General features: G+C 37.5%; 27 protein-coding genes. 15 read left to right on the forward strand and 12 right to left on the reverse strand.

Translation table 11 applies throughout. The annotated features are described in order from the left end of the window. Positions 1 to 24 precede the first annotated feature (24 nt). Together SCI76_RS24890 and SCI76_RS24895 are read left to right on the forward strand one after the other, a co-directional pair. The gene (locus SCI76_RS24890; protein ID WP_168760992.1) at positions 25 to 669 is read left to right on the forward strand and encodes a hypothetical protein; all 645 of its coding nucleotides are present in this window, start codon (positions 25 to 27) and stop codon (positions 667 to 669) included. A 99-nt stretch (positions 670 to 768) separates the two neighbouring features. Then, positions 769 to 1,188, forward strand: a complete 420-nt coding sequence (locus SCI76_RS24895) for an Rrf2 family transcriptional regulator (RefSeq protein ID WP_028414393.1) — start codon at positions 769 to 771, stop codon at positions 1,186 to 1,188. A gap of 30 nt (positions 1,189 to 1,218) precedes the next feature. Here SCI76_RS24895 and SCI76_RS24900 read toward each other — a convergent pair whose 3' ends face one another. From SCI76_RS24900 to SCI76_RS24920, 5 genes are all read right to left on the reverse strand, one after another. Further along, positions 1,219 to 2,841, reverse strand: a complete 1,623-nt coding sequence (locus SCI76_RS24900) for an APC family permease (RefSeq protein ID WP_168760991.1) — start codon at positions 2,839 to 2,841, stop codon at positions 1,219 to 1,221. 401 nt (positions 2,842 to 3,242) lie between these two features. Beyond that, positions 3,243 to 3,698, reverse strand: a complete 456-nt coding sequence (locus SCI76_RS24905; RefSeq protein WP_048018968.1) for a hypothetical protein — start codon at positions 3,696 to 3,698, stop codon at positions 3,243 to 3,245. A gap of 238 nt (positions 3,699 to 3,936) precedes the next feature. Beyond that, complete coding sequence (locus SCI76_RS24910) at positions 3,937 to 4,389, reverse strand: DMT family transporter (RefSeq protein WP_013057779.1); 453 nt, start codon at positions 4,387 to 4,389, stop codon at positions 3,937 to 3,939. A 12-nt stretch (positions 4,390 to 4,401) separates the two neighbouring features. Further along, complete coding sequence (locus tag SCI76_RS24915) at positions 4,402 to 4,830, reverse strand: DMT family transporter (RefSeq protein WP_028409192.1); 429 nt, start codon at positions 4,828 to 4,830, stop codon at positions 4,402 to 4,404. A 70-nt stretch (positions 4,831 to 4,900) separates the two neighbouring features. After that, entirely contained in the window at positions 4,901 to 5,215 is a 315-nt protein-coding gene (locus tag SCI76_RS24920; RefSeq protein ID WP_013083854.1) for a helix-turn-helix transcriptional regulator, read from the reverse strand. Between the two features lie 294 nt (positions 5,216 to 5,509). Here SCI76_RS24920 and SCI76_RS24925 point away from each other — a divergent pair, with 294 nt between their 5' ends. The 3 genes from SCI76_RS24925 (at position 5,510) to SCI76_RS24935 (ending at position 7,979) form a co-directional block, all read left to right on the forward strand. Next, on the forward strand, positions 5,510 to 7,000 hold the full coding sequence (locus SCI76_RS24925; RefSeq protein ID WP_168760990.1) for an MFS transporter: 1,491 nt from the start codon (positions 5,510 to 5,512) through the stop codon (positions 6,998 to 7,000). 286 nt (positions 7,001 to 7,286) lie between these two features. Continuing rightward, a complete protein-coding gene (locus SCI76_RS24930; RefSeq protein ID WP_013057775.1) occupies positions 7,287 to 7,457 on the forward strand; it encodes a hypothetical protein in 171 nt (56 codons plus the stop codon). A 129-nt stretch (positions 7,458 to 7,586) separates the two neighbouring features. Further along, positions 7,587 to 7,979 carry a hypothetical protein gene (locus tag SCI76_RS24935; protein ID WP_168760989.1) on the forward strand — a complete coding sequence of 131 codons (393 nt, stop codon included), beginning with the start codon at positions 7,587 to 7,589 and terminating at the stop codon, positions 7,977 to 7,979. A 23-nt stretch (positions 7,980 to 8,002) separates the two neighbouring features. On the opposite strand, the gene SCI76_RS24940 is transcribed toward SCI76_RS24935, so the two are convergent. Continuing rightward, positions 8,003 to 8,359 (reverse strand): helix-turn-helix domain-containing protein, encoded by a 357-nt coding sequence (locus SCI76_RS24940; RefSeq protein WP_028414387.1) that lies wholly within the window; start codon positions 8,357 to 8,359, stop codon positions 8,003 to 8,005. A 267-nt stretch (positions 8,360 to 8,626) separates the two neighbouring features. Between SCI76_RS24940 and SCI76_RS24945 the strand changes: the two genes are divergently transcribed. Both SCI76_RS24945 and aspA read left to right on the forward strand, forming a co-directional pair. Continuing rightward, complete coding sequence (locus SCI76_RS24945; RefSeq protein WP_033580584.1) at positions 8,627 to 9,610, forward strand: asparaginase; 984 nt, start codon at positions 8,627 to 8,629, stop codon at positions 9,608 to 9,610. A 20-nt stretch (positions 9,611 to 9,630) separates the two neighbouring features. Then, the gene (aspA, locus tag SCI76_RS24950; protein ID WP_014459383.1) at positions 9,631 to 11,061 is read left to right on the forward strand and encodes an aspartate ammonia-lyase; all 1,431 of its coding nucleotides are present in this window, start codon (positions 9,631 to 9,633) and stop codon (positions 11,059 to 11,061) included. A 32-nt stretch (positions 11,062 to 11,093) separates the two neighbouring features. On the opposite strand, the gene SCI76_RS24955 is transcribed toward aspA, so the two are convergent. Beyond that, complete coding sequence (locus tag SCI76_RS24955) at positions 11,094 to 11,537, reverse strand: HIT family protein (RefSeq protein ID WP_084595970.1); 444 nt, start codon at positions 11,535 to 11,537, stop codon at positions 11,094 to 11,096. 254 nt (positions 11,538 to 11,791) lie between these two features. Here SCI76_RS24955 and SCI76_RS24960 point away from each other — a divergent pair, with 254 nt between their 5' ends. The 4 genes from SCI76_RS24960 to SCI76_RS24975 all read left to right on the forward strand — a co-directional run bounded on the left by SCI76_RS24960 (position 11,792) and on the right by SCI76_RS24975 (position 13,978). After that, a complete protein-coding gene (locus SCI76_RS24960; protein WP_034270210.1) occupies positions 11,792 to 12,214 on the forward strand; it encodes a MerR family transcriptional regulator in 423 nt (140 codons plus the stop codon). A gap of 427 nt (positions 12,215 to 12,641) precedes the next feature. Next, complete coding sequence (clpP, locus tag SCI76_RS24965) at positions 12,642 to 13,223, forward strand: ATP-dependent Clp endopeptidase proteolytic subunit ClpP (RefSeq protein ID WP_028414383.1); 582 nt, start codon at positions 12,642 to 12,644, stop codon at positions 13,221 to 13,223. Positions 13,224 to 13,235: 12 nt separating this feature from the next. After that, positions 13,236 to 13,400 (forward strand): hypothetical protein, encoded by a 165-nt coding sequence (locus SCI76_RS24970; RefSeq protein ID WP_165573521.1) that lies wholly within the window; start codon positions 13,236 to 13,238, stop codon positions 13,398 to 13,400. Positions 13,401 to 13,561: 161 nt separating this feature from the next. Further along, the gene (locus SCI76_RS24975; protein ID WP_028414382.1) at positions 13,562 to 13,978 is read left to right on the forward strand and encodes a hypothetical protein; all 417 of its coding nucleotides are present in this window, start codon (positions 13,562 to 13,564) and stop codon (positions 13,976 to 13,978) included. Positions 13,979 to 14,258: 280 nt separating this feature from the next. Here SCI76_RS24975 and SCI76_RS24980 read toward each other — a convergent pair whose 3' ends face one another. Further along, entirely contained in the window at positions 14,259 to 14,528 is a 270-nt protein-coding gene (locus SCI76_RS24980) for a GlsB/YeaQ/YmgE family stress response membrane protein (RefSeq protein WP_043981471.1), read from the reverse strand. A gap of 350 nt (positions 14,529 to 14,878) precedes the next feature. Between SCI76_RS24980 and SCI76_RS24985 the strand changes: the two genes are divergently transcribed. Beyond that, positions 14,879 to 15,694, forward strand: coding sequence for an STAS domain-containing protein (locus SCI76_RS24985; protein ID WP_047750531.1), 816 nt, complete (start codon positions 14,879 to 14,881; stop codon positions 15,692 to 15,694). 43 nt (positions 15,695 to 15,737) lie between these two features. Here the strand turns inward: SCI76_RS24985 and SCI76_RS24990 are convergent, their stop codons facing one another. Both SCI76_RS24990 and SCI76_RS24995 read right to left on the reverse strand, forming a co-directional pair. Beyond that, the gene (locus tag SCI76_RS24990; RefSeq protein ID WP_028414380.1) at positions 15,738 to 15,923 is read right to left on the reverse strand and encodes an aspartyl-phosphate phosphatase Spo0E family protein; all 186 of its coding nucleotides are present in this window, start codon (positions 15,921 to 15,923) and stop codon (positions 15,738 to 15,740) included. Between the two features lie 157 nt (positions 15,924 to 16,080). Next, complete coding sequence (locus tag SCI76_RS24995) at positions 16,081 to 16,344, reverse strand: GlsB/YeaQ/YmgE family stress response membrane protein (RefSeq protein WP_013083841.1); 264 nt, start codon at positions 16,342 to 16,344, stop codon at positions 16,081 to 16,083. 198 nt (positions 16,345 to 16,542) lie between these two features. Here SCI76_RS24995 and SCI76_RS25000 point away from each other — a divergent pair, with 198 nt between their 5' ends. The 3 genes from SCI76_RS25000 to SCI76_RS25010 all read left to right on the forward strand — a co-directional run bounded on the left by SCI76_RS25000 (position 16,543) and on the right by SCI76_RS25010 (position 18,547). Next, positions 16,543 to 17,307 (forward strand): GNAT family N-acetyltransferase, encoded by a 765-nt coding sequence (locus SCI76_RS25000; RefSeq protein WP_063247313.1) that lies wholly within the window; start codon positions 16,543 to 16,545, stop codon positions 17,305 to 17,307. Between the two features lie 142 nt (positions 17,308 to 17,449). Continuing rightward, entirely contained in the window at positions 17,450 to 17,926 is a 477-nt protein-coding gene (locus SCI76_RS25005) for a hypothetical protein (protein ID WP_221832622.1), read from the forward strand. Positions 17,927 to 18,064: 138 nt separating this feature from the next. Then, the gene (locus tag SCI76_RS25010) at positions 18,065 to 18,547 is read left to right on the forward strand and encodes a hypothetical protein (protein ID WP_048018974.1); all 483 of its coding nucleotides are present in this window, start codon (positions 18,065 to 18,067) and stop codon (positions 18,545 to 18,547) included. A 36-nt stretch (positions 18,548 to 18,583) separates the two neighbouring features. Here SCI76_RS25010 and SCI76_RS25015 read toward each other — a convergent pair whose 3' ends face one another. Next, positions 18,584 to 19,417, reverse strand: a complete 834-nt coding sequence (locus tag SCI76_RS25015) for an STAS domain-containing protein (protein ID WP_168760986.1) — start codon at positions 19,415 to 19,417, stop codon at positions 18,584 to 18,586. 238 nt (positions 19,418 to 19,655) lie between these two features. Beyond that, a complete protein-coding gene (locus tag SCI76_RS25020; RefSeq protein ID WP_048018976.1) occupies positions 19,656 to 20,438 on the reverse strand; it encodes a PAS domain-containing protein in 783 nt (260 codons plus the stop codon). Positions 20,439 to 20,552 lie beyond the last annotated feature (114 nt).

The following is a 20,552-nucleotide window of genomic DNA, read 5'->3' on the forward strand; positions in this document are numbered from 1 at the left end:
TAAAAAAGAAAAAGGAGAATACATATGCAAAAACAGCTAACAAAAGGAATCCTGTCCTTAGTCACTCTATGTATGATTGGAAGTGCGGCAGCTTGTTCAGGTGAACCAGCTAACAAGACAAAATCCGACAATCATAAAGCAGAGGAAAAACCAATTGAAGACCGTCAAGAATTGACAAAGCTACAGCAGTATTCCAATGACCCAGACATTAAAAAGGGGAAAGAAGAAGATTTTGACTTGATCGGTACGTTAAAAAAAGACGCTGAAAAAGAAATGACGCTGAATATTGATGATCAACTTGTTAAAGTACCAAAGAGCTCTGGGATGGAAGTGGAAGGCTCACAGCTAAAAGATATGCTTAATAAAGAAGTAGAAGCTGAGATTGACGCAGCTACACAAGAAGCAATTAGTATTGAATTAACTCCAAAAGCAAAAGCAGATAAAGATGGCGTGTACGAACAAGATGGAAACGAACGTAAAGTTGTGGGTATTTTTATAGAAGAAAGTAACAAACATATAACGGTAAAAGTTCCAAACGGCAAAAAAACGTATCAAAAAAGCACAGATTTTGAAAAAGAAGAAAAAGGCAGTTTAAAAGAAAAGACGGTATACCTTGAAATCAACTCAGCTAACGAAGTAGAAAGTATAGAAAAAGAAGACCGTGAATAAATAAAGCTACAGTTCTTCTTTCCCTCCTTGCTCTCTTGACTTTTCGAACTGTCTCACTTAACGTTACAGTAGAGAAAGAAAAAAGGTGGTTTATGGAAGATGAACAGTGAATTTACCATTGCCGTGCACAGCTTAGTGTTCCTAGCAAATTTACCAGATCACCGAGCAAGCAGTGAATCGATTGCTTATAATATCTGTACCAATCCTGCACGGGTTCGGAAAACAATGAGTACACTCAGAAAAAACAACTTGGTTCGGACAAAAGAAGGGCTAGGCGGCGGTTATACTTTAGGCTGCAGCCCTGCTGAAATAAGTCTTGGGTTGATTTACCGAGTTATATCGACAGGAACGTTGAAGCCTCACTGGTGCAGCGGCGACCCTGACGCTGACTGTATTGTGAAATCAAACATTCAAACAGTGATGGACGACATTTTTACAGAGAGTGAGCAAAGCGTAATCAGGCATTTAGACCAAATTACGATCGAAGACGTGCTGAAAAAAGTTAGAACTGCTCACTAAGAAGCACCTTGCTTATGCAAGGTGCTTTTGTTATGACTCTTTAGAAGCGGCTGTTTCATTCACTGCTGCTTTTAAAGAGTCATTTACTTTTCTTCCATTCTCTAAATACTCAGTTTTGAAGCCGCTTTTTAAAGCCCATGTGTAGAAGAGAAGAGAAACAACAACAATAATTCCCATATCCCATCCGTATTTAATAACATTAAGGCCGCCAAACTTTTCGCTTCCAAGCCAGGAAATAGTCATCATACAAAGTAAGTATACAACCATCCATACGCCGCCTTTGAAGTTCTGTCGAAAACCTTTCCATTTAGCCTTTGCTTGATAATAAAAATAAATAGGAAGGCCGATTAAAATAATAAACAAAACTTGTCCAGTTAGCGGCCAGCGCGCCCAATATAAGGTTAAAGAGGCAAAAATAAAACCAAGCGGCGCAATGATGCTTAATCCCTTTAAACGAAGGGGACGATATAAATCGCTGCCAGTTCGTCTTAGCGTCATAACCGTAACAGGACCTGTAATGTAAGAGATAAGCGTAGCGACTGAAATAATTTCAGCAAGCACGCCCCAGCCCCGAAATAAAAACAAAAAGACAAGAGCAACAGCTAAGTTAAAAAACATGGCTTGACGCGGAACACCATAAATCGGATGAAGGCGTCCTAGGACACTTGGCAAATATTTATTTTGTTCCATACCATAAATCATTCGAGCAGTAGTAGCTGTATACGTAATACCTGTTCCAGATGGTGAAACAAACGCATCTGCATACAGGACAATGACAAGCCAGTTAATGTTAAGGGCAATGGCTAAATCTGCAAACGGAGAGTTAAAGTTTAAATGACTCCATCCCTTCGCAATATCAGAAGGATTTACTGCCCCGATAAATGCAATTTGTAGAAGCAAATAAATGACTGTAGCAACTAAAATTGAGCCTACTACCGCAATCGGAATAGAGCGGCCCGGATTTTTCGCTTCTCCCGCCATATTAATAGGGCTTTGAAAACCGTTAAAAGCAAACACAATCCCAGACGTAGCAACTGCTGTAAGCACGCTAGCCCAGCCGTTTGGTGCGATGCTGCTTCCAGAAGTGAAGTTCTCGCCGTGAAAGCCTACAAATAAAAGTGCTCCGATTGTAAGTCCTGGTATAACAATTTTAAAAATAGTAATTAACGAGTTGGCTTTGGAAAATAGTCCAACTGTCCAATAATTCAGTAAAAAGTAAATAATCAATAGCACAGTAGCGATAGCTAATCCTTCGCCAGTTAACGTTCCTTTTTCTACGAGGTGGCTTGTCCACTGTGCCCACTTCCAAGGCCACGAACTCATATACTGTACAGAAGCTACTGCTTCGACTGGAATAACGGATACAATCGCAATCCAGTTTGCCCAAGCAGCAATAAAACCAATAAACGAACCGTGTGAGTACTGCGTATACTTGACCATCCCGCCGGCTTCGGGAAACATGGATCCTAATTCACTGTAAGAAAGTGCAATAAATAAAATAACGACCATTCCAATGACCCATGATAAAATAGCTGCCGGCCCTGCAATTTGAGCTGCTCGCCACGCTCCAAATAACCAGCCGGAACCAATAATTGATCCAAGTCCCGTCATGGTTAACGCGAATGTTCCCATTCTTCGATGTAAATTGTTCATCTGACTAACACCTTTCATGTAAAATAAGTCTTTCGTTTAAACGTTGTTGCTTTATTATTATTATTCTGAAATCTTTCGCTGTCAACTTTTGTCGTTACATGCAGTTCTTACTACCTATTAATTTCCAGTTATGCAGGACAGCTATCCTCAACCTTTCTGTCATAGCAATTAAAGCGCTTTACTTTCTTTTTCATCCTACAGGAAACCCTACAGAAATAGATAAAAACCGACAAAAAGTTATCAAGTTCGTATCTTATGCACTAGCAATATGAAAAAATTAGGGGATAAGTGGTAGTTATATTCCCTAAAATTGTGAAGAGAAAACACACTTCATAATAAAGCCCCTTTTGAATAGCGGAATAAATACCTTCAAAAGGGGTAAGAATTGGCTTTTTGAGCCTTTATCTTTCTTGATGTTTATACTCGAGTAATTTTACGACGTTTTCTACATCATTTTCAGCAGAAAGGTCGTTGATATTCACTTTGTAAATAAGCGTATCCGTTGCAAAGAATTCATCTTCTCCCTCAGGTTTTACTTTCAAGTTTAAGATTTTTACCCGCACAATATGAGTGAACTTACCGCCTTTACCTGGCTGTATTTCACCCATTTGTATTCCGATATCATCTTTTTTAATCGGGCGAACTTTTACTTTTTTATGCTGTTTACCGTACACCTTCTCATAATGAGAAGTAATATCTCGATGTACCCAAGGTTCAAGAGATTGATAAATAAAATCTTTTACAACAGGCTGACTTACGTGTGATTCTATATTTTCTTCTGGTATATTTTCTTCTGCGGAAATGGAAAGCGTAAAACAAAAAAAGACAAAGGCTGCTAAAAACAAAAATTTTCCCACGAAAAAACCCACCTTACCTGTTCGTTTATGTAGCTGATTTTCTAGATCTGCATCTTTATCTTTTGAACAAAGGCATGAAGGTATGCACAGTTTTTTATGAAATTCACCTGATTAAAAACCAATTTCGTTTAAATAAAATATGTTCTAAATAATTGATTGAAAATTCAAACGCGGTTTACGTACAAAAATAGCCAAGTGCGCCTTTACATAGGGACACTTGGCTATTTTCCTGAATATTTTATGCTGCTGTTTTCTTATTGCCCTTGAAAATAAAATAAAGAGCTAATAACATAAATGCTACACCAATCCAGCGGGATAGATCAAAGGGTACTTCTTTGCTTCCAAACCAGCCAAAATGGTCGATAATCATACTTGCAAATAACTGACCGATAACAGTTGAAATATTAGCTGCTGTTACGCCAATTTTAGGAACGGCTAAAACGGTTAGAAACAAATAAGATGCTCCGAATAAAGCGCAAGTAAGCTGCCATTTAGGGACATCAAAAACAGAGAGAATGTTTCCTTGTCCAAAGAAGACCACGACAATCGTTAAAATCATGGCACCTGTTGCAAAGGTTAAAAAAGCTGTTTCAAACGTACCTGTTTTTTTACTTAAAGTACCGTTAATAGAAGACTGAGCGCTTAGCGTTAATCCTCCTATTAAGGTAAGTATTACCATTAATAAACTCATCGTAAAACCCTCCTAGAAAATAAGTACAAGCGCAATTCCCATACATACAATAGCCATTACGCGTTCTTTGTTAATTTTAATTTTGCTGCTGCCAAGCCAACCAAAATGCTCAATGATCATGCTTGTAATCATTTGGCCCACAATAACCGCAACCATTGAAACACCAATTCCGATAAAGGGGATACTAATCACTAGAATCGTTAAATAAACCGTACCTAATAATCCACCGGTTAAATTCCACTTAGGCGCTTTTAAGACGTAAGGTAGATCTCCCTTTCCAGCAAATAAAGTGGTCAGACCTAAAATGAGCGTTCCCATGATAAAAATATAATAACTGCTTTCAAGTTTTCCAACTGTTTTTCCGAGTTCTCCGGCAATGGCGCCTTCCATACTTAAAGCAGCGCCGCCTAAAACCGCAACTAAATAAACCAACAACTTCACGTTTATCACTCCAATATTTCTTTATATTTGTATATCTAGAAAAATAGATATAACGAGTGAAAAAAACTCGTTAAAGTTTTTTTCGTAAGAATGAAGAAAGCTCTTGAAGCGTTTCTTCATTTCGGCGATAGTATGTCCATTGACCGTGCCGAATTGACTCTAACAAACCTGCTTTTTGCATCATGGAAAGATAGCTGGATACTGTTGACTGAGACAGCTGAGCTTTTTCTTGAATATCTCCCACGCAAACACCGCCTCTGCTGCTGACCTCCTTAGGCAAATGTGCTTGTTTGTCTTTAAAATGCTTTTCAGGTTCTTTTAACCACTCTAATATATTTAATCGAGTTTCATTAGATAATGCTTTAAAGATATCAATAGGTTTCATACTTATTATTTTATTCGTCACAGCTCAGATGTCAAATGTTCAAGTTTGCATTTTATAGCTAAATAACTAGCAATGGGTTGAATTATAACAGCTGTGAACAAAAAGTCAACTTATAATAGGGTATAAAGAAGAACGTTTTATCCAGCTGCTTTTCTATTTATATAAGTAGAAAGCATCTTATTTTTTGAGCAGAACAGATGACATATTCCTTATTTTTCAAGGAGTAGTTTAGTAAAATAGAAAAAAGTGAATAACAAAAGAAGCTAGTCTATTTACTCAGGGGGAGGGCTGCATATGCAAGGGAAAACAAAACAAGTGCGCTTTCGTAATATGGTAGCGTATGGATTTGGGGATTTGTTTGGCGGAGGATCCTTTTTTATTATCGGCACATTGTTTATGGTGTTTTTAACGGATGTAGTCGGGCTTTCTCCTGTAGAAGCAGGAACGATTGTAGCTCTTGGAAAAGTGTGGGATGCTTTGTTAGATCCAACCATTGGGTACATATCTGATCATCTTCAGACAAAAAAAGGACGAAGAAGAGTCTTTTTTCTTTTTGGAATCATTCCAGTTGCCATCACGTTCAGTATGCTGTGGATTCCTATTGAAGGCTCACATATGTTTAAATACACCTATTTTATTTTAGCCTATCTTTTATTTAATACCGCGTTTGGTATGGTCATGGTTCCTTACAATACGCTAGCAGCAGAAATGACGACAGATTATAGTATTCGTTCGAAAATGACGGGAATACGCATGGTCTTTTCACAAGGGGCTTCATTTTTAGGTGCTTTTTTCCCGAAACGAATCATTGATGCGTTTCCAGGTGGACAAGGATATTTAATCATGGGCATTATCTTTGGTCTTCTTTTTGCTCTTCCATGGATTTTTGTTTACAAGGGAACATGGGATAGTGGAGAAGTAGTGGAACGAAAAAAGAAAAACGGATTTTGGCTAGAATTTAAGCAGCTGTTTATCAGTTTTGGAAGTGCCTTTAAAAACAAGTCGTTTAACGTGTATCTTGCCATGTATTTAGCATCTTACATTGCCATGGATGTATTTAATGCTCTTTTCTTTTATTTTATTGCCTATTACATGCTGCGCGAAGCGATTTATGCAGATACCCTGAGCTTTGTGCAAATTACACAAGTGCTATTTATTCCTCTTGTTACGTACATAGCCATTAAGTTAGGAAATAAATTAACCTATAACTTCAGCATGGTCATTTGGGGAACGGGCATTATTTTATTCAGTTTCCTAACAACAGATAGCTCGTTAGTTCTTATTTACTTAGCGGCATTTTTTTTAGGAAGCGGTCATTCGGGAGCGATCATGATTCCATGGAATGTACTGCCGTTTGTATCAGATGTAGATGAGATGATTACGACAAAAAGACGAGAAGGCGTGTATGCAGGGCTGATGTCATTTATTCGAAAATCGTCTCAGGCGCTTGCGATTTTTCTTGTTGGTATTGCCTTAAAGAATATTGGCTATGTACCAAATGCCGAGCAGTCAGCGTCTACGCTAGCCGGCTTACAACAGCTGTTCATGATTGTACCTGCTATTTTGATTCTCATGGGAATTATAGCAACCATATGGTTTAAAATAAGTCCGAAAAATCACAAAATTTTATTAGCTGAAATTGAAAGAAGAAAAAAGGGGGGCCCGGCGACCGCCGTTACTCCTGAAGCGAAAGCGGTTTGTGAAAGTTTAACGGGCTATAAATACGAACAGCTTTGGAAAGACGTAACCATTTCAAAAGAAATTCGAGATAAAACGGTTGTTTAGCCTTTAGATTCACGAAAAAAAGTAAAATTTTTAGCGCGGGGATTCGCTAATTATATCCAATAAGAAACTTCCTCTGACGTATTGCCTTTTAACAACAATAGAAATTCTCCTGCCTATCGACTCATTTTTTAGGTGAATTTTAGAAAGGAAGAATTTCTTGCCATTAAAGATGTGCAATTTGGCACGTCTTGATAGGGTGGATTGTACAATTTATAATGAAACTATAAACTAACCACAGGCGCTTTCAAGGCGCAGGTATAAATTAGAAAAAAGGAAGGTACAGTTTATGCCAATTCGATATGTTTGTCCACAATGCCAAGGAGCCGGTAAGAAATTTGGATTTATAAAGTGCAAAGTGTGCAACGGCGAAGGAAATATTATTATGTCTTCTAATGAGCCAGATCCAACTAAAAATAAAAAATTAAAATCATCTTCTAAGCAAGATAAAGCAATGTAAGCTATTATACATCGAACCCCGCTTTTTATAGAAAAGCGGGGTTTTCTGCTAGACAGACGGGCGGTTTTCTTATGATACAATAAAATGAAAGCCACAAACATAAAGGGAACCGTAGGAAGAGGGAGATAGATGGAATACACAGCAAAACAGTTTACGCCGCAGTTAGAAAAACATATACATACAGTTGAAAGCTCTATACAAGAACTTCTCATATCCATATATGAACAATATAAACAAGCTTTTGAAAAGAAAGGCTTGCAGCTTTCTATAAGTGTGATCCGTGAAGGGGAAAATCCTTTTCACCCTGGTTATCACGCCACTATTCAAGTGGGTATTTTAGAAAAAGATGAGTTTTTAGATGGTCTTTTTATTCCTATCTGGCACTGTGTACGCACATTTTTGGGCATTCGTTCTTCGAAGAAGCTCCCAGGCAGCAAGATAACCGGAGAGCTGATGGAAGAAACAGAAGAGGAAATAACAAAAGAAGTAGTAGGCTATTTAGACATGCAGCTAGAAGATTAGAAGCAACCTGCTTCTAATCTTCTTTAAATTGAAGAAGGTGCAGTTTCTTTTTCAATTTGTCTTTTAGCACGAATAAAGGCCGTCAGCTGCTGAATTTCTTCTTGAGATAGTTCCGCACCGTCGACCGTAATTCTATGAGTTTGAGGCGATGTTAATTCGATGGGTGCATCTGAAGGAGAATGAGGTTCCTTTTCCTTACCTAGCAAATAGTCTGTTGATGTATCAAATAGTTCTGCGATTGTAACGAGTGCTTCAAGAGAAGGACGACGATAGCCAGATTCGTATCCTGCGTAGGTGCTTTTAGCAATTTCAAGCTGGTCAGCTGTATATTGAAGAGACCATTTTTTTTCTTTCCTGAGTTGAGCTAATCTGCTTAACATTCATGACGCTCCTTTGTAGGTGTAGTATGTAAAAAACCGAGGCATTCAGCTCGCGCGCAGATCTTTGTAATCAAACCGTGAGCCAATTTACATTTTTATTCATTATATCATTGCCTTAGAGAAAAGTGTACGCGAAACGAATAATTTTTCTCTTGATTTATTGAATTTGGGTTACTATAATTACAGGTGAAGTACGCGAAATGAATATAATTTATTTGATAGATTGTCAGGTTTTTTTACAGAAATTAAGCAAAGGGGATGTCGGTTTTGAAAAAACTATTATTGTTATCAACTGGCGGAACGGTCGCTTCACTTGAAGGCGAAAATGGACTTGTTCCTGGAATGGAGCCAGATCAATTACTAAGCTACATACCTGATTTAAATGAACATTGTCAAATTGACAGCAAATCTCTTATGAATCTTGATAGTACAAATATGCAGCCTGAATGTTGGATAGAGATGGCAAAAGCGATTGAAGAGCATTATAATGAATACGATGGTTTTGTTATTACCCATGGAACAGATACAATGGCCTACACATCGGCAGCTCTTTCTTACATGCTTCAGCATTCTAAAAAACCAATTGCGATTACAGGATCTCAAATTCCTATTTCATTTAGTAAAACGGACGCGAAGCGCAATATTGCAGATGCGATTCGCTTTGCATGTGAGGAAACAGGCGGAGTCTATGTAGTCTTTGACGGTCGTGTGATTCAAGGCACAAGAGCAATTAAGCTTCGTACAAAAAGTTATGATGCATTTGAAAGCATTAACTATCCATACGTGGCGTCTATCCATGATAATACGGTGGAATATACAAAATCGGTTGGCTCTAGTAAAGAAGAGTTGACGGTTAATACATCTCTTTGTACGGATGTGGCAGTTGTCAAACTGTTTCCCGGCATTAAGCCTGAATTTTTCGATGGATTAAAAGATGTATATCAAGGCGTTGTTGTTGAAAGCTATGGAAGTGGAGGAATTCCATTTCAAGTTCGCAATATTTTAGCCAAGCTTATTGAATTGACAAATCACGGTGTATCCGTTGTCATTACTACTCAGTGCCTTGAAGAAGGAGAAGACATGGGCATTTATGAAGTAGGCCGAATGATTAATCATGACAGCGTCGTTCGCTCAAAAAACATGAACACAGAAGCCATTGTTCCTAAATTAATGTGGGTGCTCGGACAAACCAAAGACCCTCACCAAGTGAAAAAGATGATGGAAACGTCGATTGCAGAAGATATTAATTAAAAAAGAAAGCAGGTACAGCTATGAAACAAGAAACAGCAGGATATCGTACAGAAGCTGATTTTCTAGGAGAAAAACAAATTCCAGCAGACGTATACTACGGTGTACAAACCGCACGTGCCGTAGAAAATTTCCCGATTACGGGTTATAAAGTACATGAAGAAATGATTAAAGCGCTTGCTATCGTAAAAAAAGCGGCAGCGCTTGCAAATATGGATACAAAGCGCTTATATGAAGGTATTGGAAATGCGATTGTGCAAGCAGCTGATGAAATCTTAGCAGGTCAGTGGCATGAATACTTTATTGTGGATCCTATTCAAGGCGGAGCAGGAACGTCAATGAATATGAATGCTAATGAAGTGATTGCAAACCGTGCCCTTGAAATTATGGGAGACAATAAAGGCGAATACGGTAAATTAAGTCCTAACAGCCATGTGAATATGTCTCAATCAACAAATGATGTATTTCCAACGGCTATCCATATTTCAACGCTGAACTTATTAAATAAACTTCTTGTTACAATGAATGATATGCATGATGTATTTAAACGAAAAGCCCAAGAATTTGATCATGTGATTAAAATGGGCCGTACGCACCTTCAAGATGCTGTACCTGTTCGTCTTGGTCAAGAGTTTGAAGCATACAGCCGCGTGTTAGCGCGCGACATTAAGCGTATTAGCGCGACGCGTGACCACTTGCATGAAGTAAATATGGGAGCGACAGCTGTTGGAACAGGCTTAAATGCAGATCCTCGCTATATTGAAAATGTAGTCAAACACTTAGCCGATATCAGCGGTCTGCCGCTTGTGCATGCAGAGCATTTAGTGGACGCTACTCAAAATACAGATGCTTATACAGAAGTATCTGCGGCGCTTAAAATCTGCATGACGAATATGTCTAAAATTGCCAATGACCTGCGTTTAATGGCATCAGGTCCTCGTGCAGGTCTAGGAGAAATCAGCCTTCCTGCTCGTCAGCCTGGTTCTTCAATCATGCCAGGAAAAGTAAACCCAGTTATGGCTGAATTAATCAATCAAATTGCGTTTCAAGTAATGGGAAATGACCAAACGATCTCTCTTGCTTCAGAAGCAGGTCAGATGGAGCTTAACGTTATGGAACCTGTGCTTGTATTTAACTTGCTTCAATCAATCAGCATCATGAACAACGGTTTCAGAAGCTTTACAGATCACTGTCTAGCAGGAATTGAAGCAAACGAAACGCGGATGAAAGAATATGTAGAAAAAAGCGTAGGGATTATTACAGCTGTTAACCCTCACTTAGGCTATGAAGTCGTATCGCGTATTGCGCGTGAAGCGATTTTAACAGGAAAACCAATTCGTGAGCTTTGCCTTCAATACGATGTGTTAACAGAAGAGGAATTAGATCTCATTTTAAATCCATTTGAAATGACGAACCCTGGTATTGCGGGAAGTTCATTATTTGATCGTCAATAAAGAGAACGGCTTCCATAAGGAGGCCGTTTTTTTTATAAAGACATTTGCTGAATGACGCGGCGCATTTTCTGAGCTGTTGCAGCCAAGACGTCATCATTTTCAGCATATTCGGGAATTTGCGTATAAAAATCTCCGAAACACTCCTCTTTATATCTCGGAACGATGTGCATGTGAAAATGAGTTAACTCGTTAAACATTCCCCCGTTTTGAGAGAGAGTAACTCCGTCTGGAATAAAAAGCGTCTTAACTGCTTTTGTCATTAGCTTCGCTGCATTCATCACGGCCAATATGTGTTCAGTATCGAATTCGTCGATTTCCACTATATGTGCTTTAGGAAGAATTAAGAGGTGTCCTTCGTTAAACGGCTTGTGGTCTAGCAGGCATGTCACAAACGAATCTTCAAATATCATATGCGATTTTTCTTGGTTATTTGCTAATCGACACCCTAAGCAATCTATACTTGGATTCCCCATCATATGTTCTCTCCTTTTTTAAGATAACTAAAGTGTAGCATGAGAAGTATGAGCAGGAATAGATTGAAATATACACAGTTGTTTTTTCGCTTAGTAAAGAGAGCCCGGGTATATGACCTGGGCTCTTTGGTTCGTTCTTTTTATTTATAGGCTTTGCTTCTTTATCTAAAATTTACCATGGTTTTAATTGTAAAATAAATATCTTTACAGTATAATGACAGTGTAACAGTTAACTGTAACTGTAAAGGGGGGATTGTTTGAAAACATATACAGGCAAGCAAATTACGGAATTATTAAACAATGAAGGTGCGGACTTGAACCTGCGTACGGTGCGGTATTACACGCAAATAGAAATTGTTCCTCCGCTAGAGCTGGTGGGAAATAAGCGCGTCTATACAGATCAGCATGTTCATTACTTTCGAGCCGCTTTAACATTATCAAAAGCAGGGGAGTCACTAGCTTCCATTCAAGAAACGCTGCGTTCAATGAGTGTGGAAGAAGTGAAAAGTATAGGTGCGCAGCTCCCTCTTTACCAAAGCAAACAAATTCAAAATCAAGAAATGCATCAAGTCAATGAAGATGTGTTTGTCGCTATGAATCGGAATTTATCAGCAGACGTACGGCAAAAAGTAATTGAGTCTGTTACTCAGATTTTAAAGGATCATTCATCGCATGATTAAATTAGCCATAGCAAAATCAGTAATGGAAAAAGAAGAAGGAATGAACCACCTATGTATTACATTTGAACGATCGCAAATAAAAGTTAAAAACATCACGATTGATATTCAGCTGCCCGAAGGTTTGTTCAAAACAAGAAACTTAAATGGGTACTATGAAAACCCACAAGGAAAAATCGAAGTAAAACATATTGACGATGAACCTTTATTAATAGAGCTCTACACGGAAGAGACCGTTTTATATCCACAGGCAGAGATTGCAGTTGCGGTGACTTACCGCGATGAACACTTGCATATACAGCAAGAAAGACATTCTCTAATGATTAAATTTACCGATGAAGATTTGATAGGGGATTCATTTTTAAATCAAGAAGTCAGTGCAAAAGTAAAAAAATTTGCTCGTATTAATTCAGTGGAAAGAGGCGGTCACATGAACTTAACTCCCTATGTAGTAGAACAAACAAGTAAAGGAGAGCGTGCCTATGACATTTATTCAAGGCTGTTGCTCGACCGAGTGATTATGCTCACAGGTGAAGTTACGGATGAGGTGGCTACTAGCATTATCGCTCAGCTTTTATTTTTAGATGCAGAAAACCCAGAAAAAGATATTAGCATTTATATTAATTCACCAGGAGGGTCCATTACAGCGGGCATGGCTATTTTTGATACGATGCAGCTTATACGTGCAGATGTAAGTACATTGTGTATAGGGCTAGCAGCATCTATGGGTTCAGTTTTACTAGCGGGCGGTCAAAAAGGGAAACGTTTTGCTCTTCCTAACAGCGAAGTGATGATTCATCAGCCGCTAGGAGGAGCAAAAGGACAAGCAGCTGAAATTGAAATTCGAGCGAAGCGTATTTTGCGCTTAAAAGACCACCTAAATGAACTTCTGTCTGAACGAACAGGACAATCGCTGTCAACGATTAATAAAGACACTGATCGAGATACATTCTTTACAGCGGATGAAGCAAAAGAATATGGCTTGATTGATCAAATTTTAGTTCATCAATAAGGAGGATACCATGTGGAAAAGTCAAATCGTTATTCAGTAGAATATGAATGGGGAAACGTGATTTATTACCAAGAAGTAGAAGCAATGACGATACACGAAGCAAAAGAATACGTTCAACATACAAAAGTAAACGCCGCTATTCGCGCTGTTCATGTCATAGAAGATGTCGAATCGTAACGAAAAACTGGATCCTTTCGGGGATTCAGTTTTTTTGAGCAAATGAAGCAGGGATTTATAGGAAGAAAAGAGAATGCAAAAAGAGATTTAAAAACGAGCAGCTGGTAGCATCATTCAGCAAGAACATCTCATTTCAATTACAAAAAGAAAGGTAGATGTAAATGAAAAAAGTATGGTCTGGATTAGTAGTTCTCATTGCTATTTGTTGGGTGATAACAGGATGTCAGCAAAGCAGTGCTTCAAGCGGTACTGTTGAACAAAAGCTCGTAATCGAAAAATACATAGCCGATAATCAATATGGCCATGCGGTTAAAATGAAAGACCAAAATCAAGTGCAGAAAGTGCAGCAGTGGTTAAAAGATGTATCCTGGAGAGAAGAAAAAGCTGAAATGATTCGAAAACCTAACTACATTCTTCACTTTGAACCGGTAGAAACCAAAAAGGATATAAAGGTACAATCTTATCGGATGTGGGTCAACTTAGACAACGAAACCGTTGAATTAGCTACAGATACACACTACGCACAGTTAAAGGGCAAACAAGCAAGATCATTTATTGAATTAGTAGAGCCGAAATAGAAAGCAGCTATAAAACAATGTCCAATAAAAGCTAAAACTGCACCCGTTCATATTGAAGCTATCTTCACTCATATGCTTGAGGATCTCGAAGGGACAGAGCTACTCATTACTAACGCGCTTGATATGAGGGTGTAGAAATATTAAATGTCAGAGGTGACAAGCAGCAATTATTAAATGTAGCCATAAAGAATTACACTTACAGGTAGGTCTATTATTAAAACATTTTGCTATAAGAAGTAAGGGAAAAAGAGAAATCAAGACGCTGATTTCTCTTTTTTATTTAGGCGTGTCGATGATTATTATTTCCGCGCATTTTGCGTAAAACAAAACTCACAATTAAAACTAAAATAACAGCACCAATAATTGCAGGAACAATTGCGAATCCGCCGATCTCTGGACCGAAATCTCCAAAAATTAGAGAGCCTAACCATGCTCCAATGAACCCAGCGATGATGTTTCCGATAATTCCACCTGGAACATCTCGTCCTGTTAACACACCGGCAAGCCAGCCGATAAGTCCTCCAACAATAAGCATCCAAATAAATGACATATACCTAACCTCCTTTTTATAGGGAATTCCTTTTCAGTCTTTCCTAAAACACATTTTGTCATGCGACATGCTTGCTGCAAACCCTTTTACATTTTTTCATCTATTTATCATATATGCTAAGATAGCCCAACATTAAATTGAAGAGTTATGTATGAGAATTCACCGTGAAAGTAACGATAAAATAAAGGAAAGAAGTTCAGCTTATGTACGTTTTAGACTCAATTTAGCTCATTCTATTCGCAAAAGGGGACATCCGGTTCATTTTTAAAAGCTTTTTCCTTTAGTTTTACTTTTTTTAACGGTATATGTGATATCATTTTAAGTAAACAAATTCTTAACGGGAGAACAATATGGAGTCATTATTATTAGATAAAAAGCTTAAACACATTACGAATTTAATTCTAGAAAAAAAAGAAGAGTTCTCAAAACAAAAACAAGATGAAGACAAAGATATTCAACAACAGTTAGAACCGTGGCGCGTTCATTTAATTAAAATATACGCTGATTCTGTATCAACAAATGATACAAAAAACTTTGAAGTGCTTGAGGAATGGGGAAGAGAAGTAGCGAATTTACTCGTTACCCTTCAGCTTCCGTTAGATGTAGCATTAGAAGAAATTAGCTATTACCGAAATATTATCGGAGAAATTATTAAAGAAGAAGCAAAAGCTGAAACGTTTACGTTTGATGCCTTCTATCAAGTTATTTCTCGTTTCAACGTAGTAGTGGATAAGGCCGTGCACTGGGTTAGTAAATCGTATATGACCGACTTTGCAAACAAAATCCAATCCGCGCGCTATGCAATTGATGAACTATCAATTCCTGTAGTACGCATTACGAAAGAAATTGGCGTGATTCCTCTTGTTGGGGATTTAGATACAAATCGTGCTCAAATTTTAATGGAAAATGCGCTACAGCACGGCAGTGACTATAAGCTAAATTGGTTGATTATTGATTTGTACGCCGTTCCAATTATTGATACGATGGTAGCGGACCAAATTTTTAAAGTAATTGGTGCTTTAAAATTATTAGGCATTCAAGTAGTTTTAAGCGGTATCCGTGCTGAAATTGCTCAGACGATGGTGAACTTAGGGTTAGATTTGGCTGATATTACAACTTTCAGTAGCCTTCACCAAGCAGTGGAATATGTTAATCAAGCGGACTAATATAAAACAAAAGCCCATGATATGGTTACATACTCATGGGCTTCTATTGATAGAAGAAAATTTGAAGTTTATTTAATAAAGCATCTAATGATTGACTAACTTGAAGTGTGTTAGGACTTGTCATTCCTTCACGGACAGCCGTTTGAATCATTAACGTTCGTGTCTGTTCGATTTCTTCTATTAGTATTTGGTACATAGATTTGTCTTTTTGATGGGTTGAAAGCAGCATGTTGATTCCTCTTTTTTTATAGTGATTATGGTTAAATTAACATTAATAGGTTTATTTTTCAATATTATGAAATTAAAAATAGTAAATTTTAAGAATTTTTCATATAAAAAAAGAACCTCTTTTTCAACAGAGGTTCTTTTTCTAATATAATAATTCATTATGCATGTTTATGACTACCACGCATTTTTCTCATGATGAAACTTACGATTAACACTAAAATGATTGATCCGATAATAGCAGGAATAATAGCAAATCCACCTACAACTGGTCCGAAGCTTCCAAAGATAGCTGAACCTAACCAAGAACCGATGAAACCGGCAATAATGTTACCAATAATACCTCCTGGAACGTCTCTTCCCGTAATTAATCCGGCAAGCCACCCAATAATACCACCTACAATAAGTGCCCATAAAAATGACATAAATATCATCCTCCTTTTTAATGATGTATTGCTTATATAGGTTAGTACCCCACTTAAAAGAAAACTATTCATAGAATAACAAAAAAAATAAAAAAAACTTGGAAAAGGACTTAAGAACTGGGATAGAGTCATAGAAAATAGACTAACTAGTATATAATAAAAAAAGGAACATAGTTTAGAAGAGAAAGGAGACATGAAGTGAAAATAAAAAATCAAAGCGATATAGTAGAACAACACTTGATTCAGCACTGGATGTATTTTCAGCATACGAAGAAATCTGTGAAGGTGGATACACCAGAAATGAAATGGATTTCTGCATCTCCTTATAATCGCGGCATATATGCAGGAACCCGTCATATTGAGACTGCGTTAGGGATGTGCTCTTCGGAAGGGGAAGAACCTCTATGGATTGTTGGTCCATCTTCATATGATAACCTTGGGCCAGTTCTTCATAAAAATGGATTTGTTCCTTATGAAAAATGGATCGGAATGATTCAGCACATTCAAGAAAAAGAATACGTACACACAGGAGTAGAAGGGTTTCAATGTAAGCGAGTGCACACAGAAGCTGAATTGAAAGAATGGATAACGGTATACATAGACGGCTATCAAAAACCAAAAGAATATCAAGCTGACTTTCTTGAAAGGTTTAGGGAGCTTATGCAGCACACTGACCAATATCACTTATATTTGGGTCTTTATCACAACCGGCCAGCTGTAGCTGGGTCTCTCTTTTTTTATGACGGTACAGCGGGTTTGTACTGTATCACTACAGCTAGACATATGAGGAGAAAAGGCCTGGCTACCGCCTATTTGAAGGAAGTTCTTACTGAAGCAAAAAAACAGGCAGATACGTGTATTTTGCATGCTACAAGTGCAGGAAAGCCAGCCTATGAAAAACTTGGTTTTACAGCGGTTAACGAATTTGATGTATACAGATGGAGAAATAGAGATGGAAAATAATGTGCTGAAGCTTGTGAAACAAGAGACAAAATTCGACAAAATTTTAAAAAAGTGTAGCTTCCACTTCGTTTTTGGTGTATCCTAGGAAAAAGCAGCAGCATGAGCTAGTGTTGTACATAGAACACAGATAAAAGGAGTCATTATGAAACATTTTTTTAAAACGAGCACGTTTTGGATAGGTTTAGTTGTCGGAATCGCGCTCACATTTGGGGGATATTTTACTGTTACTAGTATTTATGATTATTATTTAGGACGAGAACAGCTGAAAGTATTGACTGCCTCTCAGAAAAACCTTCAAACTGCTTTTAAAGAGTATAATCAGCTTATGGCCGAAAAAAAACCCAAAAAGCAATTTATCAATGAACTCGATGATATTTCAAATACGATAAACTATGAATATAATGAATTAGCTTCCCTTGATCCTACGATGAAAACGATGTATAAGCATACGGGCGTCATCGATGATATGGAACTGATGATTGATAATATCGATAGCATTTATGAATTAACGATGAATGATCACAAAGACGCAACAAAACCGCTTCAAACCTACGTATCTGATTTAATGGAATATGTAGAAAAAGATATGAAAAAAGAAATAAGCATGCTAAGTAAATAGAAAAAAACAGCTGTCTAAACAAATAGGCAGCTGTTTTTTTGTTGATTATAAAAGGAATCTTTTGGTTGCAGGCGAAAGAGTATACTATGCACCCACTCACTTACGTGCACCACGTTCACAAAAAAGGGAGGACATAGTATGAAAAAAGTGGTGGTTATCCTATTTAGTTTATTTTCATTAACCGCATGTCAGGTTCCTACAGCTGAAACGCTTGAAGATCCTTATCCACCCGCTATAAAAATAATAGCCGAAGGTAAAGAAGCCATCATCAAGCCTTTATTTTTTTGCTGGACCGAATGTGAAGCTGATTTTGGCGAACGAAAAAATTTTAGACAAATTGTTATGAAAGATAGTATTCCCGTCTCTCAAGATGGTCAAGTGTCCATTGAAATAGATGGTAAAGAACCTAATGCGCTTTATTACAAACAAATTCGCAATCAGTCTATTTATGAAAACACAGTAGAAAAAAAAGACATCGAAAAAACATCTGCTATTACAGTAGCTTCTGCCTCTCACAGTAACAGTGATCGGTATATACTCGTAGCGGACTGGAAAGATAACAACGGTGAAAAGTTAATCGGGCGCGTCTACTATACTCCAGTAAAATTTGAAACGCCATAGATATGGCTCTCTATGCTGTAATAGAGAGCCATATGTTTAACTAATAGAATTAAGCGCCTGTGCAAGAGAAGAAGTAGTCTTGACCTGTTCAAATGAAAGCCCTAAGCGAATTGCAGTTTGAGAAATTTCCGGTCGAATTCCAGATAAAATTGTTTGCACCCCGATTAAACGAAGAGCTTTTACCAAATTAAAAATCTCTTGTGCCATCATCGTGTCAATCGTAGCTACACCGAGCAGGTCAATACATAAATGTTCAACGTCTTTTTCTGAGCATTGCTGAAGCGTGTTTTCTAAAATAAACTGACTTTTAACCGTTCCAATATCTCCTACCAGAGGCAGAAGGGCAACTTTGTTTTGCAGCATGATCACAGGAGAACTTAATTCATTAATTAACTCTTTCTGAGCGTTCAACTGTTCTTGCGTATTCTTATGATATTCTTGAATAAAGATATAAATAGATAGATCAAATGCTTTAACAATAATGTCATACCACATAAATATCTTATCCACGCTTACCTCTTCTGAATGCAAAGAGACAAACTTCTTTAAGTAATTAACGACAATTTTTTGTGAATTAAAGTATTCTCGAATAACAAAGTGAAGAGGCGTACTTAAATGCTTTGGATCACGCGCAAGTTCGACGGACCACTGCTGGAAATCGGAAAAAAAATATTCCTCATCTTTTATAAATACGTCAAATAAATGCTGGAAATAATCTTGATTTTGCTGCTTCAGTTCTTTCACAATTACTGGATTTTTACTCGAATACACGGAGAACTCGTTTTCATCGTCGAGCTGATTGTACCAGTCTTCAGTTAATTGAAGAGAATGTTCTTTAAAAAATTGATATAAGTCCTGATTTCTATGCATGAAGACTCTCCTTACATATGTATAGTCTAATTATTTTATAAATAAAGGCACAAAAGCATCCACTGACATAGAGTGCGGATGCTTATAAATAAATCCATTATGAAGCGCATTTATTTTCCTATACGCCTTGTTTTCCCCAACTGTAAACTCTCAAACCCAATTTATTAAAAAATAAACATTTTTTAACTAACATCTTCATGCAGTTTAACTCTTTTTCATAAGGCATCACTTCTTGCGCTTATAGCTTTAGCTTCGGTAAGGCATCTTTAATGCTTTGATAGACTAAAATAAAGGACATATCATCTTCTATAGTGCTCATATGTATGGCCATGTTAGGAGAAATTCCTGTTAAAACGAGCTGAGTTCCCATTAGCTTCAGCCAATTGTAAATATTAAGAATATCACGGCCGAATGAATCGTTAAATCCAGCTAACCCTGAGACGTCTAAGATTAAGTAACGATCTTTGCTGCTTGTGTTACGCGAGGTGAAGCTATTAAATAGCATTTCTATACGCCGCTCATTTAACGTTCCGATTAATGGCAGAACAGAGATTCCTTCTTCTATTGGCACAATAGGAGTGGATAGTCTTTCCACTTCTTCTAAAGCTTGCTGAAGCTGTTCCTGGGCTGTAATCTCTATTGTTACGTCTTTTTGAACACCAATAAAGTAGTATTTATCTTCTTCTTCTACATATGTCGGGTCAATCGTTAGCTGATTATGAAAGAAAGAGCCGTCTTTTCGGTAATTCACAAGCGTAACAGAAACTGACTGATTGCGGCTTATAGCGCTGCGAATTTCATCAACGTGGTGCGGGCTTGTAAGAGGCCCTTGTAGAAAACGGCAATTTTCCCCTAATACTTCTTCTTCCTTATAGCCGGTCATAAGGGAAAACCCTTGGTTGAGGTAAATAATTGGATTATCAGGTAAAGAAGGATCCGTCACGATAATACCAGATTGCGAACTATGAAGGGCTTTATTTAAAATGGACCATTTTGAATCTTGAGCTTCAGGTGTAGTCAATGCATTCCCTCATTCCTTGGAATTTTTATAAAAATATTGTGACATAAACACGTTTAAAAAACAATTTTCGACGCGTTTGCTTCTAGAGAAAGAATGAAGATAAGGAAAAATATG

The sequence above is a fragment of the Priestia sp. HNGD-A6 genome (assembly GCF_045784335.1).
In the GTDB taxonomy this organism is placed as follows: Bacteria; Bacillota; Bacilli; order Bacillales; family Bacillaceae_H; genus Priestia; species Priestia zanthoxyli.

What these genes read in the sequence shown, in the direction of transcription:
- SCI76_RS24890 (WP_168760992.1), top strand. Translation starts at nt 25, where the DNA reads ATGCAAAAACAGCTAACAAAAGGAATCCTGTCCTTAGTCACTCTATGT.
- SCI76_RS24895 (WP_028414393.1), top strand. Translation starts at nt 769, where the DNA reads ATGAACAGTGAATTTACCATTGCCGTGCACAGCTTAGTGTTCCTAGCA.
- SCI76_RS24900 (WP_168760991.1), bottom strand. Translation starts at nt 2,841, where the DNA reads ATGAACAATTTACATCGAAGAATGGGAACATTCGCGTTAACCATGACG.
- SCI76_RS24910 (WP_013057779.1), bottom strand. Translation starts at nt 4,389, where the DNA reads ATGAGTTTATTAATGGTAATACTTACCTTAATAGGAGGATTAACGCTA.
- SCI76_RS24920 (WP_013083854.1), bottom strand. Translation starts at nt 5,215, where the DNA reads ATGAAACCTATTGATATCTTTAAAGCATTATCTAATGAAACTCGATTA.
- SCI76_RS24925 (WP_168760990.1), top strand. Translation starts at nt 5,510, where the DNA reads ATGCAAGGGAAAACAAAACAAGTGCGCTTTCGTAATATGGTAGCGTAT.
- SCI76_RS24930 (WP_013057775.1), top strand. Translation starts at nt 7,287, where the DNA reads ATGCCAATTCGATATGTTTGTCCACAATGCCAAGGAGCCGGTAAGAAA.
- SCI76_RS24935 (WP_168760989.1), top strand. Translation starts at nt 7,587, where the DNA reads ATGGAATACACAGCAAAACAGTTTACGCCGCAGTTAGAAAAACATATA.
- SCI76_RS24940 (WP_028414387.1), bottom strand. Translation starts at nt 8,359, where the DNA reads ATGTTAAGCAGATTAGCTCAACTCAGGAAAGAAAAAAAATGGTCTCTT.
- aspA (WP_014459383.1), top strand. Translation starts at nt 9,631, where the DNA reads ATGAAACAAGAAACAGCAGGATATCGTACAGAAGCTGATTTTCTAGGA.
- SCI76_RS24955 (WP_084595970.1), bottom strand. Translation starts at nt 11,537, where the DNA reads ATGATGGGGAATCCAAGTATAGATTGCTTAGGGTGTCGATTAGCAAAT.
- clpP (WP_028414383.1), top strand. Translation starts at nt 12,642, where the DNA reads ATGAACTTAACTCCCTATGTAGTAGAACAAACAAGTAAAGGAGAGCGT.
- SCI76_RS24975 (WP_028414382.1), top strand. Translation starts at nt 13,562, where the DNA reads ATGAAAAAAGTATGGTCTGGATTAGTAGTTCTCATTGCTATTTGTTGG.
- SCI76_RS24980 (WP_043981471.1), bottom strand. Translation starts at nt 14,528, where the DNA reads ATGTCATTTATTTGGATGCTTATTGTTGGAGGACTTATCGGCTGGCTT.
- SCI76_RS24985 (WP_047750531.1), top strand. Translation starts at nt 14,879, where the DNA reads ATGGAGTCATTATTATTAGATAAAAAGCTTAAACACATTACGAATTTA.
- SCI76_RS24990 (WP_028414380.1), bottom strand. Translation starts at nt 15,923, where the DNA reads ATGCTGCTTTCAACCCATCAAAAAGACAAATCTATGTACCAAATACTA.
- SCI76_RS24995 (WP_013083841.1), bottom strand. Translation starts at nt 16,344, where the DNA reads ATGTCATTTTTATGGGCACTTATTGTAGGTGGTATTATTGGGTGGCTT.
- SCI76_RS25005 (WP_221832622.1), top strand. Translation starts at nt 17,450, where the DNA reads ATGAAACATTTTTTTAAAACGAGCACGTTTTGGATAGGTTTAGTTGTC.
- SCI76_RS25010 (WP_048018974.1), top strand. Translation starts at nt 18,065, where the DNA reads ATGAAAAAAGTGGTGGTTATCCTATTTAGTTTATTTTCATTAACCGCA.
- SCI76_RS25015 (WP_168760986.1), bottom strand. Translation starts at nt 19,417, where the DNA reads ATGCATAGAAATCAGGACTTATATCAATTTTTTAAAGAACATTCTCTT.